Source organism: Phyllobacterium zundukense, from assembly GCF_002764115.1.
Classification (GTDB): domain Bacteria; phylum Pseudomonadota; class Alphaproteobacteria; order Rhizobiales; family Rhizobiaceae; genus Phyllobacterium; species Phyllobacterium zundukense.
Map to the genome: position 1 here is coordinate 3,099,991 of NZ_CP017940.1, position 24,451 is coordinate 3,124,441.

Consider the following 24,451-nt stretch of genomic DNA (forward strand, 5'->3'; position numbering starts at 1 on the left):
TGACAGACTGTATTTGCCTCCAAGACAATATGTCAGTCCGTGACCGCTCCTTCGCTTGCCGACTTTGCCAGCTTGGCGAATTTGGCCAGCACACCCCGCGTATACCGCGGCGGCGGCTGTTTCCATTGCTTGCGGCGTGCCTCGATCTCAGCCTCACCAACCTCAAGTTGCAGCAGTTGCCTGTGGGCGTCGATGGTGATCGTGTCGCCTTCCTGAACCAGCGCAATGGTGCCGCCTTCGAAAGCTTCCGGGGTGACATGGCCGACGACCATGCCCCAGGTTCCACCGGAAAAGCGGCCATCCGTGATAAACCCGACACTTTCGCCAAGGCCGCGGCCGATGATGGCCGAAGTGGGCGCCAGCATTTCGGGCATGCCGGGTCCACCCTTCGGTCCAAGATAACGCAGAACCAGCACATCGCCGGGCCTGATCTTATCGGAAAGGATCGCATCCATGGCTGACTGTTCGTCGTCAAAGACGCGTGCCGGTCCCTGGATGACGGGATTTTTCAGGCCGGTGATCTTGGCGACCGCACCGCCGGTCGCGAGATTGCCTCTCAGGATGGCGAGATGCCCTTCCTTGTAGAGCGCCTTGTCGATGGGGCGAATGATGTTCTGATCGGCAGGCGGCGCATCCGGAATATGCGCAAGCTCCTCGGCAAGTGTGCGTCCGGTGATGGTCAGGCAATCGCCATGCAGGAGGCCCGCATTCAACAGGATCTTCAACACCTGCGGAATGCCGCCGACCTTATGCAGATCCACCGCCATATACTGTCCGGATGGCCTGAGATTGCAGATCACCGGCACCTTGCGGCGCACACGCTCGAACTCATCGAGCGTCCATTCCACTTCCGCCGCATGCGCGATGGCAAGGAAGTGCAGCACGCCATTGGTCGAGCCGCCTGTCGCCATGATCAGCGCCACGGCATTCTCGATGGATTTGCGCGTGATGATATCGCGTGGCCGGATATTCTTGCGCACGGCGTCGACCAACACGCGTGCCGATTCCGCAGTGCTGTCAGCCTTTTCCGCATCAGGATTGGCCATGGTCGACGACGACATCAGCGACATTCCCAGCGCTTCGAAGGCTGAACTCATGGTGTTGGCGGTGTACATGCCACCGCAAGAGCCAGTCGATGGACAGGCATGGCGCTCGATACCTTCGAAATCCTCCTCGCTCATCTTCCCGGCCATGAAGGAGCCGACGGCCTCGAAGGATGAGACGATCGACAGGTCCTTGCCCTTCCAATTGCCCGGCTTGATGGTTCCGCCGTAGACATAGATGGAGGGCACATTGGTGCGGGCCATTGCGATCATCCCGCCCGGCATGTTCTTGTCGCAGCCGCCGATCACGAGAACGCCGTCCATCCACTGGCCGTTGACGCAGGTCTCGATGCAATCGGCGATTACTTCGCGCGAGATCAGCGAATATTTCATGCCTTCGGTGCCCATCGCCATACCATCGGAAATGGTCGGGGTGCCGAAGATCTGCGGATTGCCACCTGCCGCCTTCACCGCGGCGACAGCCGCATCGGCCAAAGGCTGCAGGCCCGCGTTGCAGGGCGTGATTGTCGAATGGCCATTGGCAATGCCGATCATCGGCTTGTCGAAATCAGCCTTTTCATAGCCAAGTGCATAATACATGGCACGGTTGGGCGACCGCGCAACGCCTTGGGTAATGTGTTTCGATCGCTCGTTGGCTGGCATGATTTGGCTCCCATTCTCGATACGAGAATAGTTTTAGAGCTTTTCGAGACGGGAACGAAAGGAATTCTTCAGCGAATAGCCTTGATCAGGCTCCTGTCGGGAAAGCAGGTCGGCGCCGTGCCCTGTTTCGCCTGCCAGTCACCGATCGAGCGGCGGGTCTTGAAACCCGGGAAGCCATCCGCACCCCCGGCGTCATACCCCTTTTTCTCCAGCACCTTCTGCAGACCGGCGATGTCCGAACGATTGAGCCCGCCAACGTCACCCCAGCCAGCAGAAAAGCCGGTCGCCCCACGCGCGATGCGATCCCCGACATGACCGATGAACAACGCGTAGAGATCGCTCATATTGTATTCCTTGAGAACGTAGAAATTCCTGGTGACGATGAAGGCCGGGCCATGCCGCCCGGCCGGCATCAACAGGAAGCCTTCGCGCTTGGTCTCACTGGATGGAAATGGCTTGCCGTTGACACGAGTGATGCCGAGCTTTTCCCAGGCTGAGAAGGGCTTGCCCTGATCCGGGCCCTCGAGCGCACAGCTGACGCTGCCGGGAACATTGACCTCGTAGCCCCAGTCGCGACCGCGCTGCCAGCCATATTGCGCGAGGTAATGCGCGATGGACCCCAGCGTGTCCGGCACCGAGTTCCAGATATCGCGCTTACCGTCGCCGTCGAAATCCACCGCGTGCTCGATATAGGAGGTCGGCATGAACTGCGGCTGACCCAGCGCGCCCGCCCAGGAGCTCTTCATGCTGCCAGCGCCGATGTAACCCTTCTGAACGATCTCCAGCGCCGCAACAAGTTCCTTACGGAACATGTCCTTGCGCGTTGCCATGAAGGCCTTGGTGCCGAGAACCGTGAACGCATTGTAAGGGATCTTGACGCTGCCATAACCGCTTTCGCGGCCCCAGATAGCCAGGACGATCTCGCCCGGCACGCCGTACTTGTTTTCGACCGCCTTCAATATCCGCGCATATTGCCCGGCTCGCGCCGTTCCGCCGGTGGTGACCGCGTTCACCGTCTTGGCGTTGAAGTATTTACCGGGCGAGCCGAACTCGGTCTGCACCTGTTTTTGCGGCGTCTGTGCCTTCTCGCCAGGCATCACCAGATCCGGCAGATCGAAGTTCAGCGTCACACCGGTGAATGCCTGATCGAAGGTCGCTTTGGAAACGCCCTTCGCCTTGGCTTCCGGCCAAAGATTATTGGCAAGCCAGGATTGAAACTGTGCTTCGATCTCGGGTTTCGACGCCGCCAATCCTGCACCTGCCGACAGGCTGAGAAACACTCCGATCACCGCCCCAAGGGCAAATCTCAATGGGCGTGCTATCAAAGCGTTCTCCCTAAAGTGATGTTCGGGCGCGCAATGCCGCCGTCAATGTTCCTTCGTCGAGATAATCGAGTTCACCTCCTACCGGCACGCCATGGGCAAGCCTGGTGATTCGAACATCGAAGCCTGCAAGCTGGTCGGTGATGTAATGGGCCGTCGTCTGGCCCTCCACCGTCGCGTTGACCGCGAGGATTACCTCCTTGATTTCGCCTTCCGCCACCCGGCCAACGAGCGTCATGATGTTGAGATCGTCCGGCCCGATACCGTCGAGCGGCGACAGCCGCCCGCCAAGCACGTGGTAGCGCACATTCATCGACCCTGCACGCTCCAGCGCCCAGAGATCGGAAACATCTTCGACGACGATGAGCGTCCCAAGTTCGCGGCGCGGATCGGTGCAGATCATACAAGGATCGGAGGTATCGACATTGCCGCAGGTCGAGCAGATGCGCACCTTTTCGGCAGCATCCTGCATGGCCGAACCCAGTGGAATCAGCAGTGCCTCTTTTTTCTTGATGAGATGCAGGGCCGCCCGACGGGCGGAACGCGGCCCGAGCCCCGGCACTTTGGCCAGCAGCTGGATCAGGCGTTCAATTTCAGGACCGGCGATTCGCTTCGACATGTCGCCTTTTTATCTCCCCCCTTGCGGGGGAGAAAGCGATTTCAGCATCTTGGCTCTTGCCAAGTGCTAGAAATCGCAAGAGAGGGGATAGTGAGCCACATATCCAGCAGAATCCCCTCTCTTGGGCTTTCTAAGGATTTAGCAAAGAAGCCGCCTAAGCGTCAAAACGGCAGCTTGAAACCGGGCGGTATGGGCAATCCGGCGGTCAGCGCCTGCGTCTTCTCGGCCATGATCGCCTCGACTTTCGCCTTGGCCTCATTGTGCGCGGCGATGATCAGGTCTTCGATGACTTCGATGTCATCTTCCTTGAACAGCGACGGATCGATGGTCAATGCCGTCAGCGCACCCTTACCGGAGAGCTTGACGGTGACGAGACCGCCGCCCGCATGCCCTTCCGCCTCGAGCGCAGCAATTTCTTCCTGCATCGCCGCCATCTTGGCCTGCATTTCCTTGGCCTGTTTCATCATGCCCATTATGTCACGCATGGAAAAAACTCCTGTTCGTCAGTCATCTTCTTCGACGGGCGCGAGCGCATCATCGCCCAGCACGCCGCCGTTCGTCATTTCGCCGTCAGTTTGCCCGGCGGGTGTCGCGATGCGCACATTGATGATCTTGGCGCCGGGAAATTTCGACAGGATCGCCGCCACATCCGGATCGGCGCGAGCATCGCTCAACAGCGAGTTACGTTTTGCCGTTTCGGTTTCATTGATCGTGGCACTGCCCTGCTCACGCGACAGTGAGACCATCCAGCGGATGCCCGTCCAGTCGCTCAGCTTCTGTGACAGGTCGGTCAAAAGCGTCTTTGGCGCATTGTCGGTCAAGTTGATCTCAAGCCGTCCAGGCTTGAGGCTGACAAGGCGCACGCAGTTCTTGACCATGATCTTGAACTGCATGTCGCGCTGCTTTTCGGCCAGCGCAATGATGTCCTCGATGCTGTCCACTGGCACCGCGGGTCCTTCTTCGACCGCTGGCGGTGGCGGAGCGATCGGCTCGGGCCGCGCTGCCGGTTCCACCAGAAGCATGGTGGCGCCGCCATTGGAGCTGACCGAGCCGCGCGACGATGCCACCGCATCGGTAGCGCGCGCCATGGGTGCGCCACCATTCCCGGGGCGCGGTCCGTCGGCGCGCGGCGCTTGCGGCAAGAGCGATCCGCCATCCTCCAGTGATTTCAACGCTTCATCAAGCGTCGGCAGGTCGGCGGCGTGAGCCAGCCGGATCAGCAGCATTTCTGCCGCCTGAACCGGGCGGCTGGAATTATCGACCTCGGTAATACCTTTCAGCAGCATTTGCCAGGTACGCGATAGGACCCGGATGGAAAGCTTCCCGGCAAAATCCCTACCGCGTGTGCGCTCGTCTTCCGACAGCGAAATGTCATCGGCGACATCGGGTGTGAAACGGATTCGCGTCACCAGATGGTTGAAATCGGCAAGATCGGTCAGGACCACACTTGGATCTGCGCCGACATCATACTGCGCCCGGAATTCCCGCAGGGCCGTAGCGACATCACCGCGCATCAGCATCTCGAACAGATCGATGATGCGGGCGCGGTCAGCAAGTCCAAGCATGGAGCGGACTGCGTCCGCATCGACAGTGCCCGCACCGTGGGCAATGGCCTGATCGAATATTGACAGTGAATCGCGCACGGACCCCTCGCCTGCCCGGGCGATCATGCTCAGCGACGCATCGTCTACGGTGATCGCTTCCAACTCGGCGATCTTCTTCAGGTGGCGGATCAAAACGCTGGTGTCGATACGGCGCAAGTCGAAGCGCTGGCAGCGCGACAGGACCGTGATAGGAACCTTGCGTATTTCCGTTGTGGCAAAGATGAATTTGACGTGCGGTGGCGGCTCTTCCAGCGTCTTCAACAGACCGTTGAAGGCCTGATTGGAGAGCATGTGCACTTCATCGATGATGTAGACCTTGTAGCGCGCCGACACCGGGCGGTAGCGCACCTGTTCGATAATCTCGCGTATATCGTCGATACCGGTATGGGAGGCGGCATCCATCTCGATCACATCGACGTGCCGCCCTTCCATGATCGCCTGGCAATGTTCGCCGGGCACAGACAGGTCGATCGTGGGCTTGTCGATTTCCGCGGTCTTGTAATTGAGCGCGCGGGCCAGAATGCGGGCCGTGGTGGTCTTGCCGACACCGCGTACACCGGTCAGCATCCACGCCTGCGCGATGCGCCCGGTCTCGAATGCATTGGTCAGCGTGCGGACCATCGGCTCCTGGCCGATCAGATCATCAAAATTCTGCGGGCGATATTTGCGGGCGAGCACGCGATAGGCGCTGTCTGCCGTTTTGGTGTCCATCGCGTTTGATTCCGCTCCTGCATTAACTTCTCGCGTGCGTCACAAGTTTGGACCGCCATGCACCGCAGCGTCAATGCCGCTTGACGGCTTTGACACAGGCCAGGTGACAAAGAAGAAGGGTGGGAGGCTGGCACGGCGACCCGTGCCTGGCTCGTTGGGGCTGCTTCCTTCCGGACCTGACCCGGTTGGCGAGTGGCTCGTCCACCACCAACCTCCCGAGGCTCATATCGTCAATTCAGACGCAAAAAGCAAGCGGGACAGCGAAAAAACTGTTATCTAGGATGAATCATGACTTTTACGCTCGATAGTAAGCTTGCAGCTGACACATATTCCATTGCAAGGCTAGGCCTCTGCGATCTGCGCCTGATGAATGACCGCCGCTGGCCCTGGCTCATCTTGGTGCCCCAACGCCCCGGAATCTGCGAGATTCATGAATTGACCCCGCTGGATCAGACAATGCTGACTTTCGAGACGGGGATTGCGGCACAGGCTCTGAAATCTGTGGTTAATTGCGAAAAGATCAATACAGGCGCGCTCGGCAACATCGTTCGCCAGCTGCATCTGCATGTGATCGCCCGCAATACCGGCGATCCCGCCTGGCCCGGACCTGTCTGGGGGTACGGCACGCGCGAACCTTATGGCGAAAAAGACGCAAGGGACTTTGCGAGCGCCATACTCAAGGCTATCTAGTCAATATAGTCCCATTCCGGACCGGTTTTCTGGAGTTCACCCATGTCGTTTCGCCTCTTTGATGTTCCGGAAACGGAAGCGAGCCATTTCGTCGGCTTTGCCGGCAACAGGATCAATCGCCATTCGGAAAAGCGTAGCGACGATGTTGTGACCCTTGCGTTGGCAAATGCCAATGCACGGATGCTGCTGATCGGACAGGGTCAGGTGCTGGTTACCCAGGGCGATACAGGCAATGCGCTTTTCGGCCTGGACAAGGCTGCAGCCCTTTTGCCTGCTCCGAACAAGACCATCTATCTTGGCATGCAGGATGATATGCCGATTCTCGCATCGCCAAGCGGCTTTGATTTCAACGCTTTGCCTGAGGCGATCAAGGCGATCGACTACCGCTCTGTCTATACGCAGGGCCTCATTCCGCCCGACCAGCTCGGCGCAATGGCGCAGGCAGTGTCGCTTCTGACGTGGCACGAGAATCACACGTTCTGCGGGCGCTGCGGGACCGAAACCGTTATGCGTGACGGCGGCTACCGGCGCACCTGCCCCAATTGCGAGGCCCAGCACTTCCCCCGCACCGATCCGGTAGCGATCATGATGGTGGTGCGCGGCGACAAATGTCTTCTGGCGCGCGGCGCGCATTTCGGCCCGGGCATGTATTCGTGTCTCGCCGGTTTCATCGAGCCGGGTGAAACAATCGAAAATGCTGTGCGCCGCGAGACGCTGGAGGAAACCAACCTGCCGGTCGGCCGTGTGCTTTATCACGCCAGCCAACCCTGGCCCTTCCCCTATTCGCTGATGATCGGATGCCATGCCGAGGCGCTGTCCGATGATTTCACTCTCGATAGAGCCGAACTTGAGGATGGCCGCTGGTTTTCGCGCGAGGAAGTCGCCACGATGCTTGACCGCACCCATGCGGACGGGCTGATGACCCCGCCGCCTGGTGCCATTGCCGCCCACCTCATCCGAAGCTGGGTCGATAGCGGGGTCTAGACCCTACTCTTCTTCGCCCTGCGTGCTGCGGAAGGTCGTATCCGCCGGGTAAACGCCGAGGATACGCACTTCCTTGGAGAAGAACTCCAACTCGTCCAGCGCGTGCGCGACGTTCTTGTCTTCTGGATGGCCTTCGATATCAGCATAGAACTGCGTGGCGGTGAATTTGCCGTCGATCTGGTAGCTCTCGAGCTTGGTCATGTTGACCATATTGGTAGCGAAACCGCCCATGGCTTTATACAGCGCCGCCGGAACGTTGCGGACGCGGAAAACAAAGGTCGTCATCATGAGCTCGTCGGAGGCGCGAGGTGCCCATTTCTTGGTCTTGTTGAGAACGACGAAACGCGTGACGTTGTTTTCGGTGTCCTCGACATCCTCTTCCAGAATATCAAGGCCGTAAAGATCCGAGGCGAGACGCGGCGCCAGTGCGGCCATTGTCTTGTCGTTGACATCGGCAACAAGCCGCGCTGCGCCCGCTGTATCTCCGGCAATTACCGGCTTCCAGCCGTTCTTGCGGATATATTTACGGCATTGGCCAAGCGCGTGGATGTGGCTGTGAACGGACGTGATGTCGCTGCGCTTCGTGCCTGGCAGGACCATCAGCTGAAAATGGATCGGCAGGAAATACTCGCCGACTATATGCAGGCGCGATTCCGGCAGGAGATGGTGAATATCGGCGACACGGCCGGCGATTGTGTTTTCGATCGGGATCATGGCAAGGTCAGCGGCGCCGCTTTCAACTGCGTTGAACGCATCCTCGAACGTCGGGCAAGGCATCGGCTCCATCTCGGGAAACATGTTGCGGCAGGCCGTGTCGGAATTCGCGCCGGGTTCCCCCTGGAAGGAGATGCGGTTGGTCTTAGCCATTATCGATTGCCTTTTGTAGAAGTAAGAATGTCTCGTGCCCGTTCGAGATCTTCGGGGGTATCGACGCCGAGCGGCACCGAATCGACGATTTCCACGTCGATGCGCATGCCTGCCTCCAGCGCACGCAGCTGTTCGAGGCGCTCGCGCCGCTCCAGCGGCGACGGGCCAAGACCAACGAAACGCTCGAGCGCAGCGCGCCGATAGGCATAGAGCCCGATGTGATGATAGAGCGGACCGTCGCCCCATGGCGCGGTGGCGCGGGTAAAATAGAGCGCCCGCATCCGGTCCTCGCCGATCGGCGAGCCGATGATCTTCACCACGTTCGGATTGGTCTTCTCGTCGTCGCGGCGGATCTCGACGCCGAGCGTGCCGATGTCGGCGGGGCCGTTCTGCAGCGGCAACAGCGCACGCTTTATGATATCCGCCTCGATGGTCGGCAAGTCGCCCTGCACATTGACCACAGCATCGACGGTACCGTCAGGATCCAACGCCAGCAGCGCCTCGTAAATGCGGTCCGAGCCGGATTCGTGATCGTTGCGCGTCATGACCGCTTCGAGGCCGTGGGCTTCCACGGCTGACTTCACATCGAGGCTGTCAGTCGCTACCACGGTGCGGCCAAGCCCCGCAGCCTTGGCCCGCTCAGCTACATGCACGATCATCGGCTTGCCGGCAATATCGGCCAAGGGTTTGTCTGGAAGCCGGGTGGAAGCCATTCGGGCAGGTATAAGTGTCAGTATTTTCATCGTTGCACATGCGCCTACGGTGTCAAAAAGTCTCAGGCAGAACCGCCCTTATATGTGTTGCAAACGCAAAGCAAAAGACCTAGTTTCCGCGCGATCACGAGGGGACTCTCGTCACAAAATGCAGCGATCTGCATTGACCAGATATTGAGAACCTCCGCAAGTGTGTTGAACACAAAGCTCCTGTATTGCACTGGCAAGCGCGAACAGGAACTCCGCGTCCAGCACATTTGAACAGGACACAAATGGAGCAATGATCGACGATGGAATCGACCCCATTCAACAAATATGCCATGGCGTTTCTGGCAACCGTATTCGTTGTCATGACGGCAGGCATCCTGTCCGATTTCATATTCGACTCACATGCACCCGAAAAACCCGGCTTTATCATCGAGGCCGCCGAGGCTGGTGGTGAAGCTGAAGCTGGCGCCCCAGCTGCTGCCGCCGTGCCGATCGCGACGCTTCTGGCTTCTGCCGATGCGGCCCGCGGCGAAGCGATTTTCAAGCGTTGCGCTGCCTGCCATACGGGCGATAAGGGCGGAGCGAACAAGGTTGGCCCAAACCTTTGGGACATTGTCGACCGTCCGATCGCAACCCATGCAGGCTTCAGCTATTCCGGCGCCATGAAGGATTTCTCCAAGGGCGGCGCTGAAAAGTGGACCTTTGATCACCTCAACCACTTCCTGACTTCACCGAAGGGCTACATCAAAGGCACGGCCATGGGCTTTGCCGGCGACAAGAAGGACAATGAGCGCGCCGACTTGATCGCTTATCTGCGCACCCTGTCCGACAGTCCGAAGCCTCTGCCTGCTGCCGATGCAGCTCCGGCCGGCGACGCAGCCAAGCCCGCTGAGGGCGCAGCCGCCCCAGCCGAAGGCGCTGCCCCTGCAGCCCCTGCCAACTGAGGTCGACAATCAGAGCATGCGAAAGCCGGGCCAAGTGCCCGGCTTTTTTGTATCAACACCGCGTGTTTTTTCAGCGAAGGCCTGTTCTCTGCCGCATTTTCTCTTAGACTGATGATCAAAGAGAACCTGTGGAGACTTGATTTGCGATTTCGCCCGTTTGTTGCCAGCCTTGCCTTCCTCGCCTTCGCCACCCTTGGCACCTTTCAGAATGCACATGCGGCAGAACCGGAATGGCGGCATGCAACGAGCGTCTTGGGCGAACCGAAATACGGTCCGGATTTCAAACACTATGACTATGTGAATCCGGATGCCCCGAAGGGCGGTACGCTAAACCAGACCAGCTATGGTTCATTCGACAGTCTCAATCCATTCGTGGTTCAGGGAGTCGCTGCAGCAGGGTTTCCGAGCACCGTCGGCGGAGGGCTGCTCTATGACACGCTTCTCAGCCAAGCACTCGACCAGCCTGCAACGAACTACGGCCTCATTGCAGAGGCCATGGCCTATCCGGATGATTTTTCGTGGGTCAAATTTCGCCTGAGGCCGGCGGCCAGATGGCATGACGGCCAGCCAATTACCGTTGATGATGTGATATGGTCATTTGAGGTTCTGAAGGCGCAAAGTCCCGTCTATAACAAATACTATCACGATGTGACCAAGGCCGAGAAAACCGGGGATCACGAGGTCACATTCACCTTCTCAAGCGCTGGAAATCGCGAGCTGCCGAGCATCATGGGCGATTTTCCGGTTCTGCCGAAGCACTGGTGGGAGGGGAAAGATGCCTCCGGCAAGCAGCGCGATATAACCAAACCCACGATGGAAATTCCGCTTGGGTCGTCTGCTTACAAGATCGAAAGTGTCGTCCCAGGCAAGACAATCGTGTGGAGCCGTGTCGCGGATTATTGGGGCAAGGACTTGCCCGACAATGTGGGCCGGAATAATTTCGATCGTGTCCGCTACGAGTATTTCCGCGATCAGAACGCCGAATGGGAAGCTTTCAAGAAAGGCGGTTTCGAGGATTATCGCGGTGAAGCAAGCATCGGTAAATGGATGCGTGAGTATGATTTTCCTGCCTTCAAACGCGGTGATGTCATCAAGGCGGTGTTCCCCTTGCGCTCTTCAGGACGCATGCAGGGATTTCTCATCAATACCAGGCGAGAGAAATTCGCGGATCCAAAAGTCCGTGAAGCCCTGAACTGGGCCTATGATTTCGAGAGCATGAGCAAGAACCTGTTCTTCGGCCAGTACAAACGCATTAACAGCTACTTTTCCGGATCGGAACTCGCCTCAAGCGGCCTGCCCACGGGGAAGGAGCTGGAGATTCTTGAGACGGTGAAGGGCGAAGTGCCTGCAGACGTGTTTACAAAAGAATACAAGCTGCCCGTTTACGATACCCCGCAGTCACAGCGGGATAATCTGCGCCATGCGGTCATGCTGCTGCGCGAAGCCGGTTACGACCAGAAAAACGGAAAACTCGTCAACACCAAGACCGGCGCGCCCCTTGCGATCGAATTTCTGGCGGACGATCCTTCCGATGAACGCTTCATCGGGCCATTCATGGCGAACTTGCGCAAGCTCGGCATCGATGCTCAGATACGCGTTGTGGATAGCGCGCAATATACGGCGAGACTGAATGATTTTGATTTCGACATAACAACGCCGAGCGTGGTCCTGAGCCAAAGCCTGTCACCAGGTAATGAACAGCGTGATTTCTGGAGTTCCGCGGCTGCGAACATACCGGGCAGCCGCAACTATATGGGCATCAAGAACCCGGCGGTCGACAAACTGATCGATCGGGTGATCTTTGCCAAGGATCGCGAAGAGCTGGTTGCCGCGACCCACGCGCTCGATCGCGTTCTGCTGTGGAACTACTACGTCGTACCGCAATGGTATGACGACCGGATCAAGATCGCTTATTGGAACAAGTTCGGCATGCCGGAGAAGCAGCCCGACTATGTCGGTATTGACCCGTTCTCCTGGTGGGTCGACACCACCAAGGAGCAGGCTCTGAAGGCCCGTGCCGAATGATCAATCGCCGCGATCTCCTGAAAGTCTCCAGCGCGACGATCCTGACTGCAATGGCACCGCGCCTCGCGCTGGCGGAAGTGGCGACGGGTGTGCCCCTGCACGGACTCTCGGCCTTTGGCGAACTGAAATACCCCAAGGATTTCACGCATTTCGACTATGCCAACCCGGATGCGCCGAAGGGCGGCACATTTGCCTTCTCGCCGCCGAACTGGCTGTTCAACCAGTCACCGCAAACCTTCAACACGCTCAACACCTTCTCGGCGAAGGGCGACGCGCCACCACGGATGGAACTATGTTTCGATACGCTGATGGCTTCGGCGCTCGATGAGCCGGATTCCATTTACGGGCTGGTAGCGGAGACCGTGACCGTCTCCGCCGACCGCAACTCGTTCGCATTCAAGCTGCGACCGGAAGCACGGTTTCATGACGGTTCGCCTCTGACAGCCCATGATGTCGTCTTCAGCTTCCAGACGATGCAAAAGAAAGGCCACCCCGAGCTTCTGCTGCTTCTCACGGAAATGAAGGAAATCGTTGCGGAAGATGATCGCACGCTTCGCATCACCTTCACCGGCAAGCACTCCGATCGCGCCATTCTCGACGTCGCCGCCAATATGCCGATCCTGTCAAAGACCTGGTATGAGACCCGCGATTTCGATGCTTCGACACTGGAGCCGCCGCTTGGCTCGGGCGCCTATCGCGTTGGCAGCGTTTCCGCCGGTCAGGGCATCGAGTATGAACGGGTTGTCAATGACTGGGCCAAAGACCTGCCGGTGCGGCGCGGGCTGAACCATTTCAACCGGATCAAGATTGATTTCTACCGCGACCGTCAGCCGCAATTCGAGGCCTTCAAGAAGGGCGATATTTTCTGGCGCATGGAACACACGGCCAAGACCTGGGCGATCGAATATAATTTCCCGGCGATCCAGCAGAAGCGCGTGTTGAAGCGCGAAGTCTCCGGTGAGAAGCGCCCGCAATTGCAGGCCTGGGCGGTCAACCAGCGCCGCGAGCATTTTCGCGACCCAAGGGTGCGCGAGGCCATTGCGCTGTGCTTCGACTTCCAGTGGACGCAAAAGAACCTGTTCTACGGCATGTATGAGCAGTCGCAATCGCTGTTCGAACAGTCGGATTTCCGCGCAAGCGGCAAGCCTCCGCCCGAAGAACTCGCGCTTATGGAGCCGTTTCGCGACAGGCTGCCCGAAAGTATTTTCGGCGAAGCGGTGATCCAGGCGACCTCCGACGGATCGGGGCGAGACCGCAAGAACCTGAAACGCGCCGTGGAACTCCTGACCGAAGCCGGTTTCAAGCGCGACGGCAACCGCTTTGTGGACGGAGCAGGCAAGCCGCTCAACCTCGAAATGCTGATCCAGGCGGAGGTATTCACCCGCGTCTATTCGCCCTTCATCAACAATCTCCAGGCGATCGGCATCAATGCCTCGTTGCGGCTTGTCGACCCGGCGCAGTACCAGACGAGGCTGCAGGATTTCGATTTCGACATAATGGGTATGGCCATTCAGCTTACTGCTACTCCGACACGGGAATCGCTTGAGTCGATATTCGGCTCGAGATCGGCTTCAGCGCCGGGTTCCTACAACCTCCCGGGCATTGCCGACCCGGTTATTGATGCACTCATCGCGAAAGTCAGCGACGCGCATTCCCGCACCGAATTGATTTCAATCCTGCGTGTTCTTGATCGACTCTTGCGTATAAGACGTGACTGGATTCCAAATTGGTACTCAGCGAATCACCTCGTCGCCTATTGGGACATGTTCGGCTTCAAGGAGCCAAAGCCCGATTACGGTTTTCCGGTTGAGACGCTCTGGTGGTTTGACGAAGCAAAGGCAAAGGCAATTGGCAAGGTTTGATATGATCGCGGCATTGACAGGGAGCTCCTGATGGGAGCTTATATTCTCCGCCGCCTGGTTTTGATGGTACCGACCCTGTTCGGGGTTTTGCTTGTCTGTTTCGTCATTGTGCAATTCGTCCCCGGTGGTCCGGTGCAACGGATCATCGGCCAGCTTACCGGCCAGGGTGGCAACGCCATGGATCGCATTGGTGGCGGTGGCGCGGATTTCGGCCAGAGCCAGGACCAGCTTGGCGTTGGGACAAACAATTCGAAATATCGCGGCGCACAGGGGCTCGATCCCGCCTTCATTGCCAGCCTGGAAAAGCAGTTCGGTCTCGACAAGCCGCCGCTGGAACGTTTTGGCCTGTTGGTGTGGAACTACATCCGCTTCGATTTCGGCAAGAGCTATTTCCGCGACATCAGTGTTATCGATCTCATCAAGGAGAAGCTGCCCGTCTCCATTTCTCTCGGACTGTGGATGACGCTGCTTTCCTACATGATTTCCATCCCGCTCGGCATCCGCAAAGCCATCAAGGACGGCTCGACCTTCGATATATGGACCAGCGGTGTCATCATCGTCGGCTATGCGATACCGGGGTTCCTGTTCGGCATCATGCTGATTGTCTTCTTTGCCGGCGGCTCGTTCTTCGATTGGTTCCCCTTGCGCGGTCTGACTTCGAACAATTTCTCGCAGCTCTCCCTCTTCGGCAAGATCGTCGATTACGCCTGGCACCTGGCATTGCCCCTGACTGCCATGCTGCTCTCCGCCTTCGCCACGACGACGCTGCTCACCAAAAACTCGTTCCTCGATGAAATCCGCAAGCAATATGTGACGACGGCCCGCGCCAAGGGCTTGAGCGAGCGCAAGATCCTCTACGGCCACGTGTTCCGCAATGCTATGCTGATCGTCATTTCCGGCTTCCCCAGCGCCTTCATCTCCATCTTCTTCACCGGTCAGCTCCTGATCGAGGCGATCTTTTCGCTCGATGGCCTTGGCCTCCTTGGCTATGAATCGATCATCAACCGCGATTACCCGGTGGTGATCGCCACGGTGTATATCTTCGCGCTTGTCGGCGTCGTCGTCAGTCTTCTCTCCGATCTTCTCTACACATGGATCGATCCGCGTATCGATTTCGAGCGGAGGGATGTCTGATGACCGATATCGCCGGCGCGCAATCCACACCCAGGGCCCTCCCCGTTCGCCGACCGCGCCTGTCGCCGCTCAATGCGCGCCGTTGGCAGAACTTCAAGGCCAACCGGCGCGGCTGGTGGGCCCTATGGATTTTCCTCTTTCTGTTCATTGGCTCGCTCTTCGCCGAATTCATCGCCAACGACAAGCCGATCCTCGTTTCCTACAAGGGCGAGATCCTGTTCCCCGTGCTCGTCGACTATCCCGAAGAGAAATTCGGTGGCTTCTATGCGGTCACCGATTACCGCGACCCGATGATCCAGGACGAGATCAATGCCAATGGCTGGGCGATCTGGCCGCCGGTCCGCTATTCCTACCGCACCGTCAACAATGAGCTGCCCGATACCGCGCCGTCAAAGCCCTTTTGGCTCTATACGCCGGAAGAGCGCTGCGCCCGCTATGCGCAGGGTGTCAACGATGCCAATTGCACCTTCGGCAATATGAACATTCTCGGCACCGACGACCAGGCGCGGGATGTCTTCGCCCGCGCGCTCTACGGCTTCCGCATCTCGGTGCTCTTCGGCCTGATCCTGACTGCCGCTTCCGCCGTCATCGGCGTAACCGCAGGCGCATTGCAGGGGTATTTCGGCGGCTGGCTCGATCTTATCGCCCAGCGCTTCATCGAAATCTGGTCTTCTGTCCCAACACTCTATCTGCTGCTGATCATGGCTTCAATCCTGCCGCCCGGGTTCTGGATCCTCCTGTGCATCATGCTGCTGTTCTCCTGGGTGAGCTTTGTCGGCATTGTCCGCGCTGAATTCCTGCGCGCCCGCAACTTCGAATATGTCAATGCCGCGCGGGCGCTCGGCGTGCGTGACCGGACGATCATGTTCCGGCATCTCCTGCCCAACGCCATGGTGACGACATTGACCTTCCTGCCCTTCATCCTCAATGGATCGATCACCACGCTGACGTCGCTCGATTTCCTCGGCTTCGGCCTGCCACCCGGCTCGCCATCGCTTGGTGAATTGCTGGCGCAGGGCAAGAACAACCTGCAGGCGCCCTGGCTCGGCCTCACGGGTTTCATCGTCATATCGCTGATGCTGTCGCTGCTGATTTTCGTTGGCGAAGCGACACGTGACGCCTTCGATCCGCGCAAGGCTTTCAAATGAGTGCCCCCCTCCTCTCTGTTCGCGACCTTTCCGTTGCATTCACGCAAAATGGACGCGAGTCGATTGCGGTCGATCATATTTCCTTCGACATTGCGCAGGGCGAAACCGTGGCGCTTGTCGGCGAGTCCGGTTCCGGCAAATCTGTCTCGGCGTTGTCGATCCTGAAATTGCTGCCCTATCCGCCTGCCTCGCACCCTTCAGGCCAGATCCTGTTCAATGGCGAGGACCTTCTGGACAAGGATGAGACCGATCTGCGCCGCGTCCGTGGCAATGACATCACCATGATCTTCCAGGAGCCGATGACATCGCTCAATCCGCTTCACACGATCGAGGACCAGATCAGCGAAGTCTTGAAACTGCATCAGGGCATGGGCGACAAGGCGGCGCGGCAGCGGACCCTGGCGCTACTCGAGGAAGTCGGCATTCGCGAGCCGGAAAAGCGCATGTCCGCCTATCCGCACCAGCTCTCCGGCGGACAACGCCAGCGCGTCATGATCGCCATGGCCCTTGCCAACAAGCCGAAACTGCTGATCGCCGATGAGCCGACCACGGCGCTCGATGTGACGGTGCAGGCGCAGATCCTCAAGCTCCTGGCGGATCTCAAGGCCGCGCAGGGCATGTCGATGCTCTTTATCACCCATGATCTCGGCATCGTCCGCAAGATCGCCGACCGCGTCTGCGTCATGACCGGCGGCAAGATCGTCGAAACCGGCCCGACCAGGCAAATCTTCGAAAATCCCCAGCATGCATATACAAAGCATCTTCTCGCTGCCGAGCCGAAAGGCAATCCGCCATCGGCCGATCTTACGGCGGATCCGGTCATGCGCGGGGAACAGATCAAGGTCTGGTTCGCGATCAAGCAAGGCTTCCTGCGCAAGACTGTCGACCACGTAAAGGCGGTTGATGGGATCGACGTCACGATCCGCGCCGGTCAGACACTCGGCGTCGTCGGCGAATCCGGCTCCGGCAAGACGACGCTCGGCCTTGCCCTGTCACGGATGATCTCGTCGCAAGGTGTGATCCGCTTTGGCGAGAAGGACATCAACCAGTATTCGTTCAAGCAGATGCGTCCGCTGCGCCGCGAGCTTCAGATTGTCTTTCAGGACCCCTACGGCTCCCTGTCGCCGCGCATGTCGATTTCCGACATCATCGCCGAAGGGTTGCAGGTGCATGAGCCCGGGCTTTCAGCCGATCAGCGCGACGCCCGTGTCGTTGCGGCGCTGAAGGAAGTCAACCTCGATCCGGAAAACCGTTTCCGCTATCCGCATGAGTTTTCTGGCGGTCAGCGCCAGCGCATCGCGATAGCACGCGCCATGGTGCTCAATCCGCGTTTCGTCATGCTGGACGAGCCGACATCGGCGCTCGACATGAGCGTGCAGGCACAGGTCGTCGATCTCTTGCGCTCATTGCAGCAGAAGCACAATCTGGCGTATCTTTTTATTAGCCACGACCTAAAGGTGGTCAAGGCGCTTGCCAATGACGTGCTGGTGATGCGCAATGGCAAGGCAGTGGAATATGGTCCATCGGAGGAAATCTTCGCACGACCCAAGACCGACTATACAAAAGCCCTGATGGCTGCCGCCTTCAGGATAGAAACGGCCGAACAGGGAGCGGTTAGTGAATGACTGGGAATGCAAGCGATACAATTCTGTTGGCCGTTACGGGGTGGGATCCGGAGGTATGGCAGACTGAATTTGCCAAGACGGCACCAAGCCGCAAGCTCGTGCTCAATGCCGATACGGACAAGGACAAGATTCGCTACGCCCTCGTATGGAAACAGCGTCAGGGATCGCTTGCCGGATTGCCCAATCTCGAAGTGATCTTCTCGCTCGGCGCCGGTGTGGATCACGTTTTTCACGACCAGCAAATACCCGATGTTCCGATCGTCCGTATCGTTTCCCCGGACCTGACCATGCGCATGAGCGAATATGTGGTCTGGCAGGTGCTCGACCATCAACGGCTCGGCCTTCGCTACCGCCAGCAGCAGAGCCAGCGCGTCTGGCGCGAGGACCGCCGCCAGCCCGCGGCGCATGAGGTAACGGTTGGTATTCTCGGCCTCGGTGTTCTCGGGCGCGACGCGGCGCAGAAATTGCGCATGCTCGGCTTCAGGGTCAGCGGCTGGAGCCGCCGCCTGCAGACCATAGAGGGTGTCACCACGCATTTTGGCAAGGACGGCCTGAGGGATTTCCTCAAGGAGGTCGATATTGTCGTCTGCCTATTACCACTGACGCCGGAAACCAAGGGTATCCTGTCGATGACCATGTTTGCGCAGATGAAGCCGCACGGTCCGCTCGGCGCTCCGACCTTGATCAATGCCGGTCGTGGCGGATTGCAGAACGAAGCCGACATTCTGGCGGCGCTCGACCGCGGCATGCTGTCGGCAGTGACGCTCGACGTGTTCAACAAGGAACCCCTGCCGAAGGACAGCCCGCTCTGGACCCACCCGCAGGTCATGATCACGCCGCATGCGGCCGCGAGCTCCAGCCCCCAGGCACTTGTTCCGGAAATCGTCGCGCAGATCGAATCCTATGAGCGCGGTGAGCCGTTGAAAAATATCGTCGACAGGGCGGCGCAGTATTAGCAAAATTTGCCTTTGCCGCACCCAACGCTTCGACTATGGTGCGGCCGTTAAGTGTTCTCAGGGCGGGGTGCAATTCCCCACCGGCGGTGATCACTGGGTGCCCTCAAGGTGTCAGGTGCGAGCCCGCGAGCGCTTTCCGGCACTCCGGAGAGGTCAGCAGATTTCGGTGCAATTCCGAAGCCGACGGTATAGTCCGGATGAAAGAGAACAACTGAAAGGCCGGACCGCCGAAAGGCGGTATTTTGCTGTCTTTGGTTGTGCCCTGATTCACGTCAACTCGAAGGAGAAAGACATGGATCAGTTCCAGAATAACAATACCCCATATAGTTCATCACCAGCACCGCGCATCGCTTTCATCCAAGCGCGATGGCATGCGGATATCGTCGATCAATGCCGCATCGGCTTCGAAGGCGAGCTGCAGCGCCAGGGTGTCAAACCCGAGCGGTTCGACGTTTATGACGCACCGGGTTCGTTCGATATCCCGCTTCTTGCCAAGAAGCTGGCACAGACCGGGCGTTACGATGCGATCGTCGCTGCCGGCCTTGTTGTCGATGGCGGCATCTACCGGCACGATTTCGTTGCCGGAACCGTGGTCAATGCACTTCTCACGGCACAGATGGAAACCGGCGTTCCCATGTTATCGGCCGTGCTGACGCCGCACCACTTTCAGGAACATGCACAACATATCGACTTCTTCACCCGGCATTTCCTGACCAAGGGCCAGGAAGCTGCCCGCGCCTGCCTGCAGATCATCAAGACCTTAAGGCAAGTGGCGGAACTGACGGCTGCCTGATGCAGTGCTGCCCGCTGCGCAAGCGGCGGGCACTTCACCCTACAATCGCCGCACCGCAGTCGGTTTGCCATAGAGATAGGCGATACGCTCGATGGCATCGCGCAGCGGCTCGAGGGTGACGCTCATCGCATGGCCGCTGGCATGCAGCAGCATTGAATGGCTTGCCATCATTGCGACATGGCCTTTCCAGAAGACGAGGTCACCGCGCTGCAGATTGTGATAGTCCTTGTCCGGCTCGATGAGATCGCCAATGGAAGCCGCCTGCATGTCGGTGTCGCGCAATACCGGCAGTCCGGTCATCAGCAAAGAAAGTTGCACGAGGCCCGAGCAATCGATACCAAACCCCGAAACGCCACCCCAGAGGTAGGGTGTATGCATCAGCGTTTCGGCGACGGCGACATGGTCGTCCGTGACCTCGTCGATCGGAACCAGATGCTTGGCAATGACCGCCTCGCCGCTCGGCAACATGCCGTAGAGCGTCCCGCGCCGTTCCTCACCGCCCTCGATGGTCACCAGTGAACCTATCGATAGCGCCTTCGTCCGCGGAAACTTCAGATCCGAACCCGGATAGACGAATGTCCGCGGAGCGATGACCACATGCGTCGGTTCATTCGCCCGGCGGTCGAGTGTGGTATCCACGACATAACCGACATAGCCGTCACGCTCGTTCTGAACCCAGCACCAGCCATTGTCGTCCTCGAAGACGAGGACATCGTCGCCGTAAAGAAACTGCGTGGTAATAGCGGCATCGCCGCGCGGTTCGGAGCGGACATCGACCACAGGATCGGCGATACGCATCGGCTTGCCGGCGGCGAAGCGCTCTGCCTCAACCGTACCGCGCAGATTTTCGTCCGCAAGGTCCGGCCGGAACGCGTTCAACCGTTTGTCCAATGTCGGGTTTTCAGCTTTCAAAGCGGTAATCCTCTTGCTTTGGCGATGACAAGATCGCCGAGCCTTTCAACATAGAGCGCACCCTTTACCGTTCTCTTGACGAGAACATTGCGCTTGTCCTTTTCGTCGCGGTGGCGATCGACCAGCCCATAGCCGCCCATTGTGTCAAGAGCACGGGTGATGACCGGTTTTGTCACTTCGAGCTTTGCAGCCATGCCGCGTATCGTATGCGGCGGCGGCTCAAGATAGACGGTCAGGAGCACAGCCAGCTGGCGCATGGTGAGATCATGGGCGTCATCGCGCACTTCCGAAAGCGCAACTTCCTTCCACAATGTCAGCGCCTGGATCGGCTTCAACTCGATATTCATGAACGGCATCCGAGATCATTTCGGTTCCGTTCCATTTTAGACCTGAGCGCGAAAGGTGCAAGCAGCTCATTTGGCCGGATAGCGCTCTTTCAAAAGATGGTAAAGCACACGGATAGCCTGAGCTTCGCCGCCAATGGGTGCATGCGGCTTCTCGACAGGATTCCAGCCGAAAATATCGAAATGCGCCCAAATGTTCGCCTTGCCGACAAAACGCTGCAGGAACAGAGCCGCCGTGATCGAACCGGCAAAGCCGTCACTCGTCACATTGTTCATGTCGGCGACGCGCGAAGAAAGCTTCGCATCGTAGGGCTGCCACAGCGGCATGCGCCAGAGCGGATCGGCAACCGCGTCGGCAGCCCTGGCAATGTCAGAAGCGAAGGCGTCATCATTGGAATAGAAGGGCGGCAGGTCCGGACCGAGTGCCACGCGTGCTGCACCCGTCAGCGTTGCCATGTCGATGAGGATTTCCGGTTCCTCGTCATCGGCCAGCGACAACGCGTCGGCCAGTACGAGGCGCCCTTCCGCATCGGTATTACCGATCTCGACCGTCAGGCCCTTGCGGCTGGTCAGCACATCGCTCGGCCGGAAGGCATTGGCAGAAATCGAGTTTTCGACGGCGGGGATCAAAACGCGCAACCGCACCGGCAGCTTTGCATCCATTATGATGCTCGCCAGCGCCAGAACATTGGCGGCACCGCCCATATCCTTCTTCATCAGCAACATGCTGCTCGATGGCTTGATGTCGAGACCGCCGGTGTCAAAGCACACGCCCTTGCCGACCAGCGTGACCTTCGGCGCATCCTTCCTGCCCCATTCGAGATCGATCAGCCGCGGCTCTTCGCTCCCTGCCCGGCCGACGGCATGGATCATCGGGAAGTTCTTCTTCAACAACTCATCGCCCTTGATAACGCTGACCGAAGCCTTGTACTCGCCGGCCACATCACGCACCGCAGCTTCCAGCGCTTCAGGCCCCATATCATTGGTCGGCGTGTTGATGAGGTCGCGTGCCAAAGTGACGGCCTTCGCAAGGCGTTTCACATCGGCCTTGTCCGCGCCGTCGGGCAGCGTCAGCGTGACGTCAACATCGTCCTTTTTCGCATAACGGGCGAACTTGTAACCACCGAGAAGAAAAGCCAGCGCTGCAAGGTCAGGCTCATCGACGGGGCTTGCCAGGTGCCAGGAACCCTTTGGCAGGCCGGTCGCCAGTTTTCCGGCGGCAAGTCTGGAATCGTCCTTTCCGATGCCAAGCAGGGCGCCGGAAATTTCACCCTTTTCACCGGGGATGATCAATACCCGCCCCGGCTGTCCATCGAAGCCATTGGCGTTGGCCCAGGCGAGCGCTCCACCGTCCAGTCCAGCACTATCCAGGCCGCCCTGTTGTACAAACCACACCGGCTTGCTGTTCGCGGTTTTTTTCCTGGTGATTTCAGCAGGCATGGCATTTCTCCTCGATCAATCTGCGCATCCCACGGGGACGTCATTAACGGTCCGTTAGGGTTAACAGAATATTTCTAATCCATGGGAATGGGTTAATGCACAGATGATTTGTGCTGTGGATGGGGCAAATTATGACAAGCGCAGGCATTATTCAACGTAATCGCCGCTTCATTTTTTCCGTCGCTATCGTCGCGGTAGCAGCGGGCATGACTGGTTGTGCCACAACGGACAAGACCACTACCGGGTCGATCGCACCTGCAAGCGCCGCCGCCGCCGTTCCCACCGGTAATTTTGACCAGATGAACGAGCAGCAGTTGATGCAGGCTTCGACCAGTCTTGGTGCCCGCTATCAGGCCAATCCGAAAGATAAGACGGCGGCGGTGAATTTTGCCACGGTGCTGCGCATGACCGGCCGCAGCGACCAGGCGCTTGCCGTGATGCGCAGCCTTGCCATTGCATATCCAAAAGATCGCGAGGTTCTTGCAGCCTATGGTAAGGCGCTCGCCAGCAGCGGTGAATTCGAAGCCGCGCTCGATGCGTTGCAGCGCGCCCAGACGCCGGAATATCCCGACTGGAAACTGCTTTCAGCCCAGGGCGCCATTCTCGATCAATTGGGGAAGACCGGTGAAGCCCGCGACCTTTACCGCCAGGCACTGCAGATCAATCCCAGCGAGGCCTCGATCCTTTCCAATATGGGTATGTCCTACGTGCTTTCGGGTGAGCTGAGCACGGCGGAAAGCTATATGCGCAAAGCTGTCAGCGCATCGGGTTCCGATAGCCGCGTCCGGCAAAATCTCGCGCTGGTTGTGGGCCTGCAGGGCCGGTTTGACGAGGCCGAGACGATCGCAAAGCAGGAACTCTCGCCGCAGCAGGCGCAGGCCAATATCAAGTATCTGCGGTCGATGCTATCGCAGCAGAATTCGTGGAGCATGCTCAAGGACAAGAACAAGCCGAAGAGCTGATCTCCATTCCAGAACATCAAAAAAGCCGCTCCATTTCGAGCGGCTTTTTTAATGAGCAAGTCATATCATTTGGGCGACGCCGGGCCGAATATACCGCCCTGTGCGGATATCTGAATGAAGGCGGGGCCAAGAATGACGGCGAAGAGCACCGGCAGCAGGAAGACGATCATCGGCACAGTCAGTTTAGGCGGCAATGCAGCCGCCTTCTTCTCGGCAGCCATCAAGCGCGCCTCGCGGCTTTCATCGGAAAGGACACGCAAAGCACTTCCAATTGACGTTCCGTAGCGTTCGGACTGAACGAGGGCCTGCACCACCGATTTGACCGTGTCGAGCCCGGTGCGGATCGCAAGATTGTCATAGGCCTGACGCCGCTCGGGCAAAAATGAAAGCTCGGCATTGGTCAGCACGAGTTCTTCGGCAAGCTCGGCGGACTGAACGCCGATTTCCTCAGAAACCTTCTTGAAAGCTGCCTCGATAGACATGCCCGATTCAACGCAGATCAGCATCAGGTCCAGCGCGTCGGGCCAAGCCATCTGGATTGATTGCTGACGTTTGCTACCGGCATTGCGCACATAGAGATTTGGCAGATAAAAGCCGACATAGGCGCCGGCGAAACAGGCAGCCATCCGGATCATCGTCGACTTGTCAGCCAGGCCACCCATGCCGAAAATCCAGAAGGCAGCCAGGCCGAGCGTCACGAATGGCAGCCCGAAACGTGCCGCCAGGAAGATGTTGAGGGCATTCTGTCCGCGAAAGCCGGCCGTGCGCAGGGAGGAAACCGTCTTCTCGTCGGCAAGTGCCCGTTGAAGATCCAGCCTCTCGACGAACTGCCGGACGCCTTGCCGTTCCATTATGCGCAAGGAATTACCGGAATTCTTGCGGCGACCTTCGCTCTCGGTCGCCATGCGCGCCCGTTCACGCGAGCGGATTTGGTCCCGCTCCAGCGCAACCGACTTCATCCGCGATTTCAAACCCGAGCCTGAAAGCATCGGCATGAGAAAAGTCACGAGTGTCGCAAAAATGGAGATCCCGACAAGGACCGCAAAGATGAAGGCCGGGTCGTGCATGGCTTTGGCAATGGTGGTAATCATCCGAAGTCTTT

At 58.6% G+C, this 24,451-nt stretch carries 22 protein-coding genes, 1 other RNA gene and 1 riboswitch; of the genes, 11 read left to right on the forward strand and 12 right to left on the reverse strand.

The window, feature by feature from the left end:
* Positions 1-32: 32 nt before the first annotated feature.
* The 6 genes from ilvD to ffs form a co-directional block, all read right to left on the reverse strand.
* Positions 33-1,706 (reverse strand): dihydroxy-acid dehydratase, encoded by a 1,674-nt coding sequence (gene ilvD / locus BLM14_RS15545; protein ID WP_100000231.1) that lies wholly within the window; start codon positions 1,704-1,706, stop codon positions 33-35.
* Positions 1,707-1,774: 68 nt separating this feature from the next.
* A complete protein-coding gene (locus tag BLM14_RS15550) occupies positions 1,775-3,031 on the reverse strand; it encodes a lytic murein transglycosylase (protein ID WP_100000232.1) in 1,257 nt (418 codons plus the stop codon).
* Positions 3,032-3,041: 10 nt separating this feature from the next.
* Positions 3,042-3,647 carry a recombination mediator RecR gene (gene recR / locus BLM14_RS15555; RefSeq protein WP_100000233.1) on the reverse strand — a complete coding sequence of 202 codons (606 nt, stop codon included), beginning with the start codon at positions 3,645-3,647 and terminating at the stop codon, positions 3,042-3,044.
* Positions 3,648-3,808: 161 nt separating this feature from the next.
* Entirely contained in the window at positions 3,809-4,132 is a 324-nt protein-coding gene (locus tag BLM14_RS15560; protein WP_100000234.1) for a YbaB/EbfC family nucleoid-associated protein, read from the reverse strand.
* 18 nt (positions 4,133-4,150) lie between these two features.
* Positions 4,151-5,962, reverse strand: coding sequence for a DNA polymerase III subunit gamma/tau (locus tag BLM14_RS15565; RefSeq protein WP_100000235.1), 1,812 nt, complete (start codon positions 5,960-5,962; stop codon positions 4,151-4,153).
* A 119-nt stretch (positions 5,963-6,081) separates the two neighbouring features.
* Positions 6,082-6,178, reverse strand: an RNA gene (gene ffs / locus BLM14_RS15570) — signal recognition particle sRNA small type.
* A 69-nt stretch (positions 6,179-6,247) separates the two neighbouring features.
* Between ffs and BLM14_RS15575 the strand changes: the two genes are divergently transcribed.
* Entirely contained in the window at positions 6,248-6,652 is a 405-nt protein-coding gene (locus BLM14_RS15575) for an HIT domain-containing protein (protein WP_100000236.1), read from the forward strand.
* Between the two features lie 42 nt (positions 6,653-6,694).
* Positions 6,695-7,636 carry an NAD(+) diphosphatase gene (gene nudC, locus BLM14_RS15580; protein WP_100000237.1) on the forward strand — a complete coding sequence of 314 codons (942 nt, stop codon included), beginning with the start codon at positions 6,695-6,697 and terminating at the stop codon, positions 7,634-7,636.
* Positions 7,637-7,639: 3 nt separating this feature from the next.
* On the opposite strand, the gene BLM14_RS15585 is transcribed toward nudC, so the two are convergent.
* Positions 7,640-8,503 (reverse strand): prephenate dehydratase, encoded by an 864-nt coding sequence (locus tag BLM14_RS15585; protein WP_204251963.1) that lies wholly within the window; start codon positions 8,501-8,503, stop codon positions 7,640-7,642.
* Positions 8,503-9,246 carry a 3-deoxy-manno-octulosonate cytidylyltransferase gene (locus tag BLM14_RS15590; protein WP_100000238.1) on the reverse strand — a complete coding sequence of 248 codons (744 nt, stop codon included), beginning with the start codon at positions 9,244-9,246 and terminating at the stop codon, positions 8,503-8,505. The genes BLM14_RS15585 and BLM14_RS15590 overlap by 1 nt, the downstream gene beginning before the upstream one ends.
* A 260-nt stretch (positions 9,247-9,506) precedes the next feature.
* Here BLM14_RS15590 and BLM14_RS15595 point away from each other — a divergent pair, with 260 nt between their 5' ends.
* The 8 genes from BLM14_RS15595 (at position 9,507) to BLM14_RS15630 (ending at position 19,691) form a co-directional block, all read left to right on the forward strand.
* A complete protein-coding gene (locus tag BLM14_RS15595) occupies positions 9,507-10,148 on the forward strand; it encodes a c-type cytochrome (RefSeq protein WP_100000239.1) in 642 nt (213 codons plus the stop codon).
* Positions 10,149-10,259: 111 nt separating this feature from the next.
* Positions 10,260-12,173, forward strand: coding sequence for an extracellular solute-binding protein (locus BLM14_RS15600; protein WP_100000240.1), 1,914 nt, complete (start codon positions 10,260-10,262; stop codon positions 12,171-12,173).
* Positions 12,170-14,035, forward strand: a complete 1,866-nt coding sequence (locus tag BLM14_RS15605; protein ID WP_100000241.1) for an extracellular solute-binding protein — start codon at positions 12,170-12,172, stop codon at positions 14,033-14,035. Before BLM14_RS15600 ends, BLM14_RS15605 begins: the two co-directional genes overlap by 4 nt.
* Positions 14,036-14,065: 30 nt before the next feature.
* The gene (locus BLM14_RS15610; protein ID WP_100000242.1) at positions 14,066-15,169 is read left to right on the forward strand and encodes a microcin C ABC transporter permease YejB; all 1,104 of its coding nucleotides are present in this window, start codon (positions 14,066-14,068) and stop codon (positions 15,167-15,169) included.
* On the forward strand, positions 15,169-16,317 hold the full coding sequence (locus BLM14_RS15615; protein ID WP_100000243.1) for an ABC transporter permease: 1,149 nt from the start codon (positions 15,169-15,171) through the stop codon (positions 16,315-16,317). Before BLM14_RS15610 ends, BLM14_RS15615 begins: the two co-directional genes overlap by 1 nt.
* Complete coding sequence (locus BLM14_RS15620; protein WP_100000244.1) at positions 16,314-17,942, forward strand: ABC transporter ATP-binding protein; 1,629 nt, start codon at positions 16,314-16,316, stop codon at positions 17,940-17,942. The genes BLM14_RS15615 and BLM14_RS15620 overlap by 4 nt, the downstream gene beginning before the upstream one ends.
* Entirely contained in the window at positions 17,939-18,898 is a 960-nt protein-coding gene (locus BLM14_RS15625; protein ID WP_100000245.1) for a 2-hydroxyacid dehydrogenase, read from the forward strand. Before BLM14_RS15620 ends, BLM14_RS15625 begins: the two co-directional genes overlap by 4 nt.
* A 49-nt stretch (positions 18,899-18,947) precedes the next feature.
* Positions 18,948-19,111: riboswitch (FMN riboswitch) on the forward strand.
* Between the two features lie 79 nt (positions 19,112-19,190).
* Positions 19,191-19,691 (forward strand): 6,7-dimethyl-8-ribityllumazine synthase, encoded by a 501-nt coding sequence (locus BLM14_RS15630; RefSeq protein WP_100000246.1) that lies wholly within the window; start codon positions 19,191-19,193, stop codon positions 19,689-19,691.
* A gap of 39 nt (positions 19,692-19,730) precedes the next feature.
* Here the strand turns inward: BLM14_RS15630 and BLM14_RS15635 are convergent, their stop codons facing one another.
* From BLM14_RS15635 to BLM14_RS15645, 3 genes are all read right to left on the reverse strand, one after another.
* Positions 19,731-20,603, reverse strand: a complete 873-nt coding sequence (locus tag BLM14_RS15635; protein WP_100000247.1) for a C40 family peptidase — start codon at positions 20,601-20,603, stop codon at positions 19,731-19,733.
* Positions 20,600-20,950, reverse strand: coding sequence for a MarR family transcriptional regulator (locus BLM14_RS15640; RefSeq protein ID WP_100001368.1), 351 nt, complete (start codon positions 20,948-20,950; stop codon positions 20,600-20,602). Before BLM14_RS15640 ends, BLM14_RS15635 begins: the two co-directional genes overlap by 4 nt.
* Positions 20,951-21,016: 66 nt before the next feature.
* A complete protein-coding gene (locus tag BLM14_RS15645; protein WP_100000248.1) occupies positions 21,017-22,387 on the reverse strand; it encodes a leucyl aminopeptidase family protein in 1,371 nt (456 codons plus the stop codon).
* Between the two features lie 131 nt (positions 22,388-22,518).
* On the opposite strand from BLM14_RS15645, the gene BLM14_RS15650 reads away from it, so the two are divergent.
* On the forward strand, positions 22,519-23,349 hold the full coding sequence (locus BLM14_RS15650; RefSeq protein ID WP_100000249.1) for a tetratricopeptide repeat protein: 831 nt from the start codon (positions 22,519-22,521) through the stop codon (positions 23,347-23,349).
* Between the two features lie 65 nt (positions 23,350-23,414).
* Here BLM14_RS15650 and BLM14_RS15655 read toward each other — a convergent pair whose 3' ends face one another.
* On the reverse strand, positions 23,415-24,440 hold the full coding sequence (locus BLM14_RS15655; RefSeq protein ID WP_100000250.1) for a type II secretion system F family protein: 1,026 nt from the start codon (positions 24,438-24,440) through the stop codon (positions 23,415-23,417).
* Positions 24,441-24,451 lie beyond the last annotated feature (11 nt).

Coding starts and splice junctions, on each gene's coding strand:
- ilvD (WP_100000231.1), bottom strand. CDS start 1,706: ATGCCAGCCAACGAGCGATCGAAACACATTACCCAAGGCGTTGCGCGG.
- recR (WP_100000233.1), bottom strand. CDS start 3,647: ATGTCGAAGCGAATCGCCGGTCCTGAAATTGAACGCCTGATCCAGCTG.
- BLM14_RS15560 (WP_100000234.1), bottom strand. CDS start 4,132: ATGCGTGACATAATGGGCATGATGAAACAGGCCAAGGAAATGCAGGCC.
- BLM14_RS15565 (WP_100000235.1), bottom strand. CDS start 5,962: ATGGACACCAAAACGGCAGACAGCGCCTATCGCGTGCTCGCCCGCAAA.
- nudC (WP_100000237.1), top strand. CDS start 6,695: ATGTCGTTTCGCCTCTTTGATGTTCCGGAAACGGAAGCGAGCCATTTC.
- BLM14_RS15585 (WP_204251963.1), bottom strand. CDS start 8,503: ATGGCTAAGACCAACCGCATCTCCTTCCAGGGGGAACCCGGCGCGAAT.
- BLM14_RS15590 (WP_100000238.1), bottom strand. CDS start 9,246: ATGAAAATACTGACACTTATACCTGCCCGAATGGCTTCCACCCGGCTT.
- BLM14_RS15595 (WP_100000239.1), top strand. CDS start 9,507: ATGGAATCGACCCCATTCAACAAATATGCCATGGCGTTTCTGGCAACC.
- BLM14_RS15600 (WP_100000240.1), top strand. CDS start 10,260: ATGATCAAAGAGAACCTGTGGAGACTTGATTTGCGATTTCGCCCGTTT.
- BLM14_RS15605 (WP_100000241.1), top strand. CDS start 12,170: ATGATCAATCGCCGCGATCTCCTGAAAGTCTCCAGCGCGACGATCCTG.
- BLM14_RS15610 (WP_100000242.1), top strand. CDS start 14,066: ATGGGAGCTTATATTCTCCGCCGCCTGGTTTTGATGGTACCGACCCTG.
- BLM14_RS15615 (WP_100000243.1), top strand. CDS start 15,169: ATGACCGATATCGCCGGCGCGCAATCCACACCCAGGGCCCTCCCCGTT.
- BLM14_RS15620 (WP_100000244.1), top strand. CDS start 16,314: ATGAGTGCCCCCCTCCTCTCTGTTCGCGACCTTTCCGTTGCATTCACG.
- BLM14_RS15625 (WP_100000245.1), top strand. CDS start 17,939: ATGACTGGGAATGCAAGCGATACAATTCTGTTGGCCGTTACGGGGTGG.
- BLM14_RS15630 (WP_100000246.1), top strand. CDS start 19,191: ATGGATCAGTTCCAGAATAACAATACCCCATATAGTTCATCACCAGCA.
- BLM14_RS15640 (WP_100001368.1), bottom strand. CDS start 20,950: ATGAATATCGAGTTGAAGCCGATCCAGGCGCTGACATTGTGGAAGGAA.
- BLM14_RS15645 (WP_100000248.1), bottom strand. CDS start 22,387: ATGCCTGCTGAAATCACCAGGAAAAAAACCGCGAACAGCAAGCCGGTG.
- BLM14_RS15650 (WP_100000249.1), top strand. CDS start 22,519: ATGACAAGCGCAGGCATTATTCAACGTAATCGCCGCTTCATTTTTTCC.
- BLM14_RS15655 (WP_100000250.1), bottom strand. CDS start 24,440: ATGATTACCACCATTGCCAAAGCCATGCACGACCCGGCCTTCATCTTT.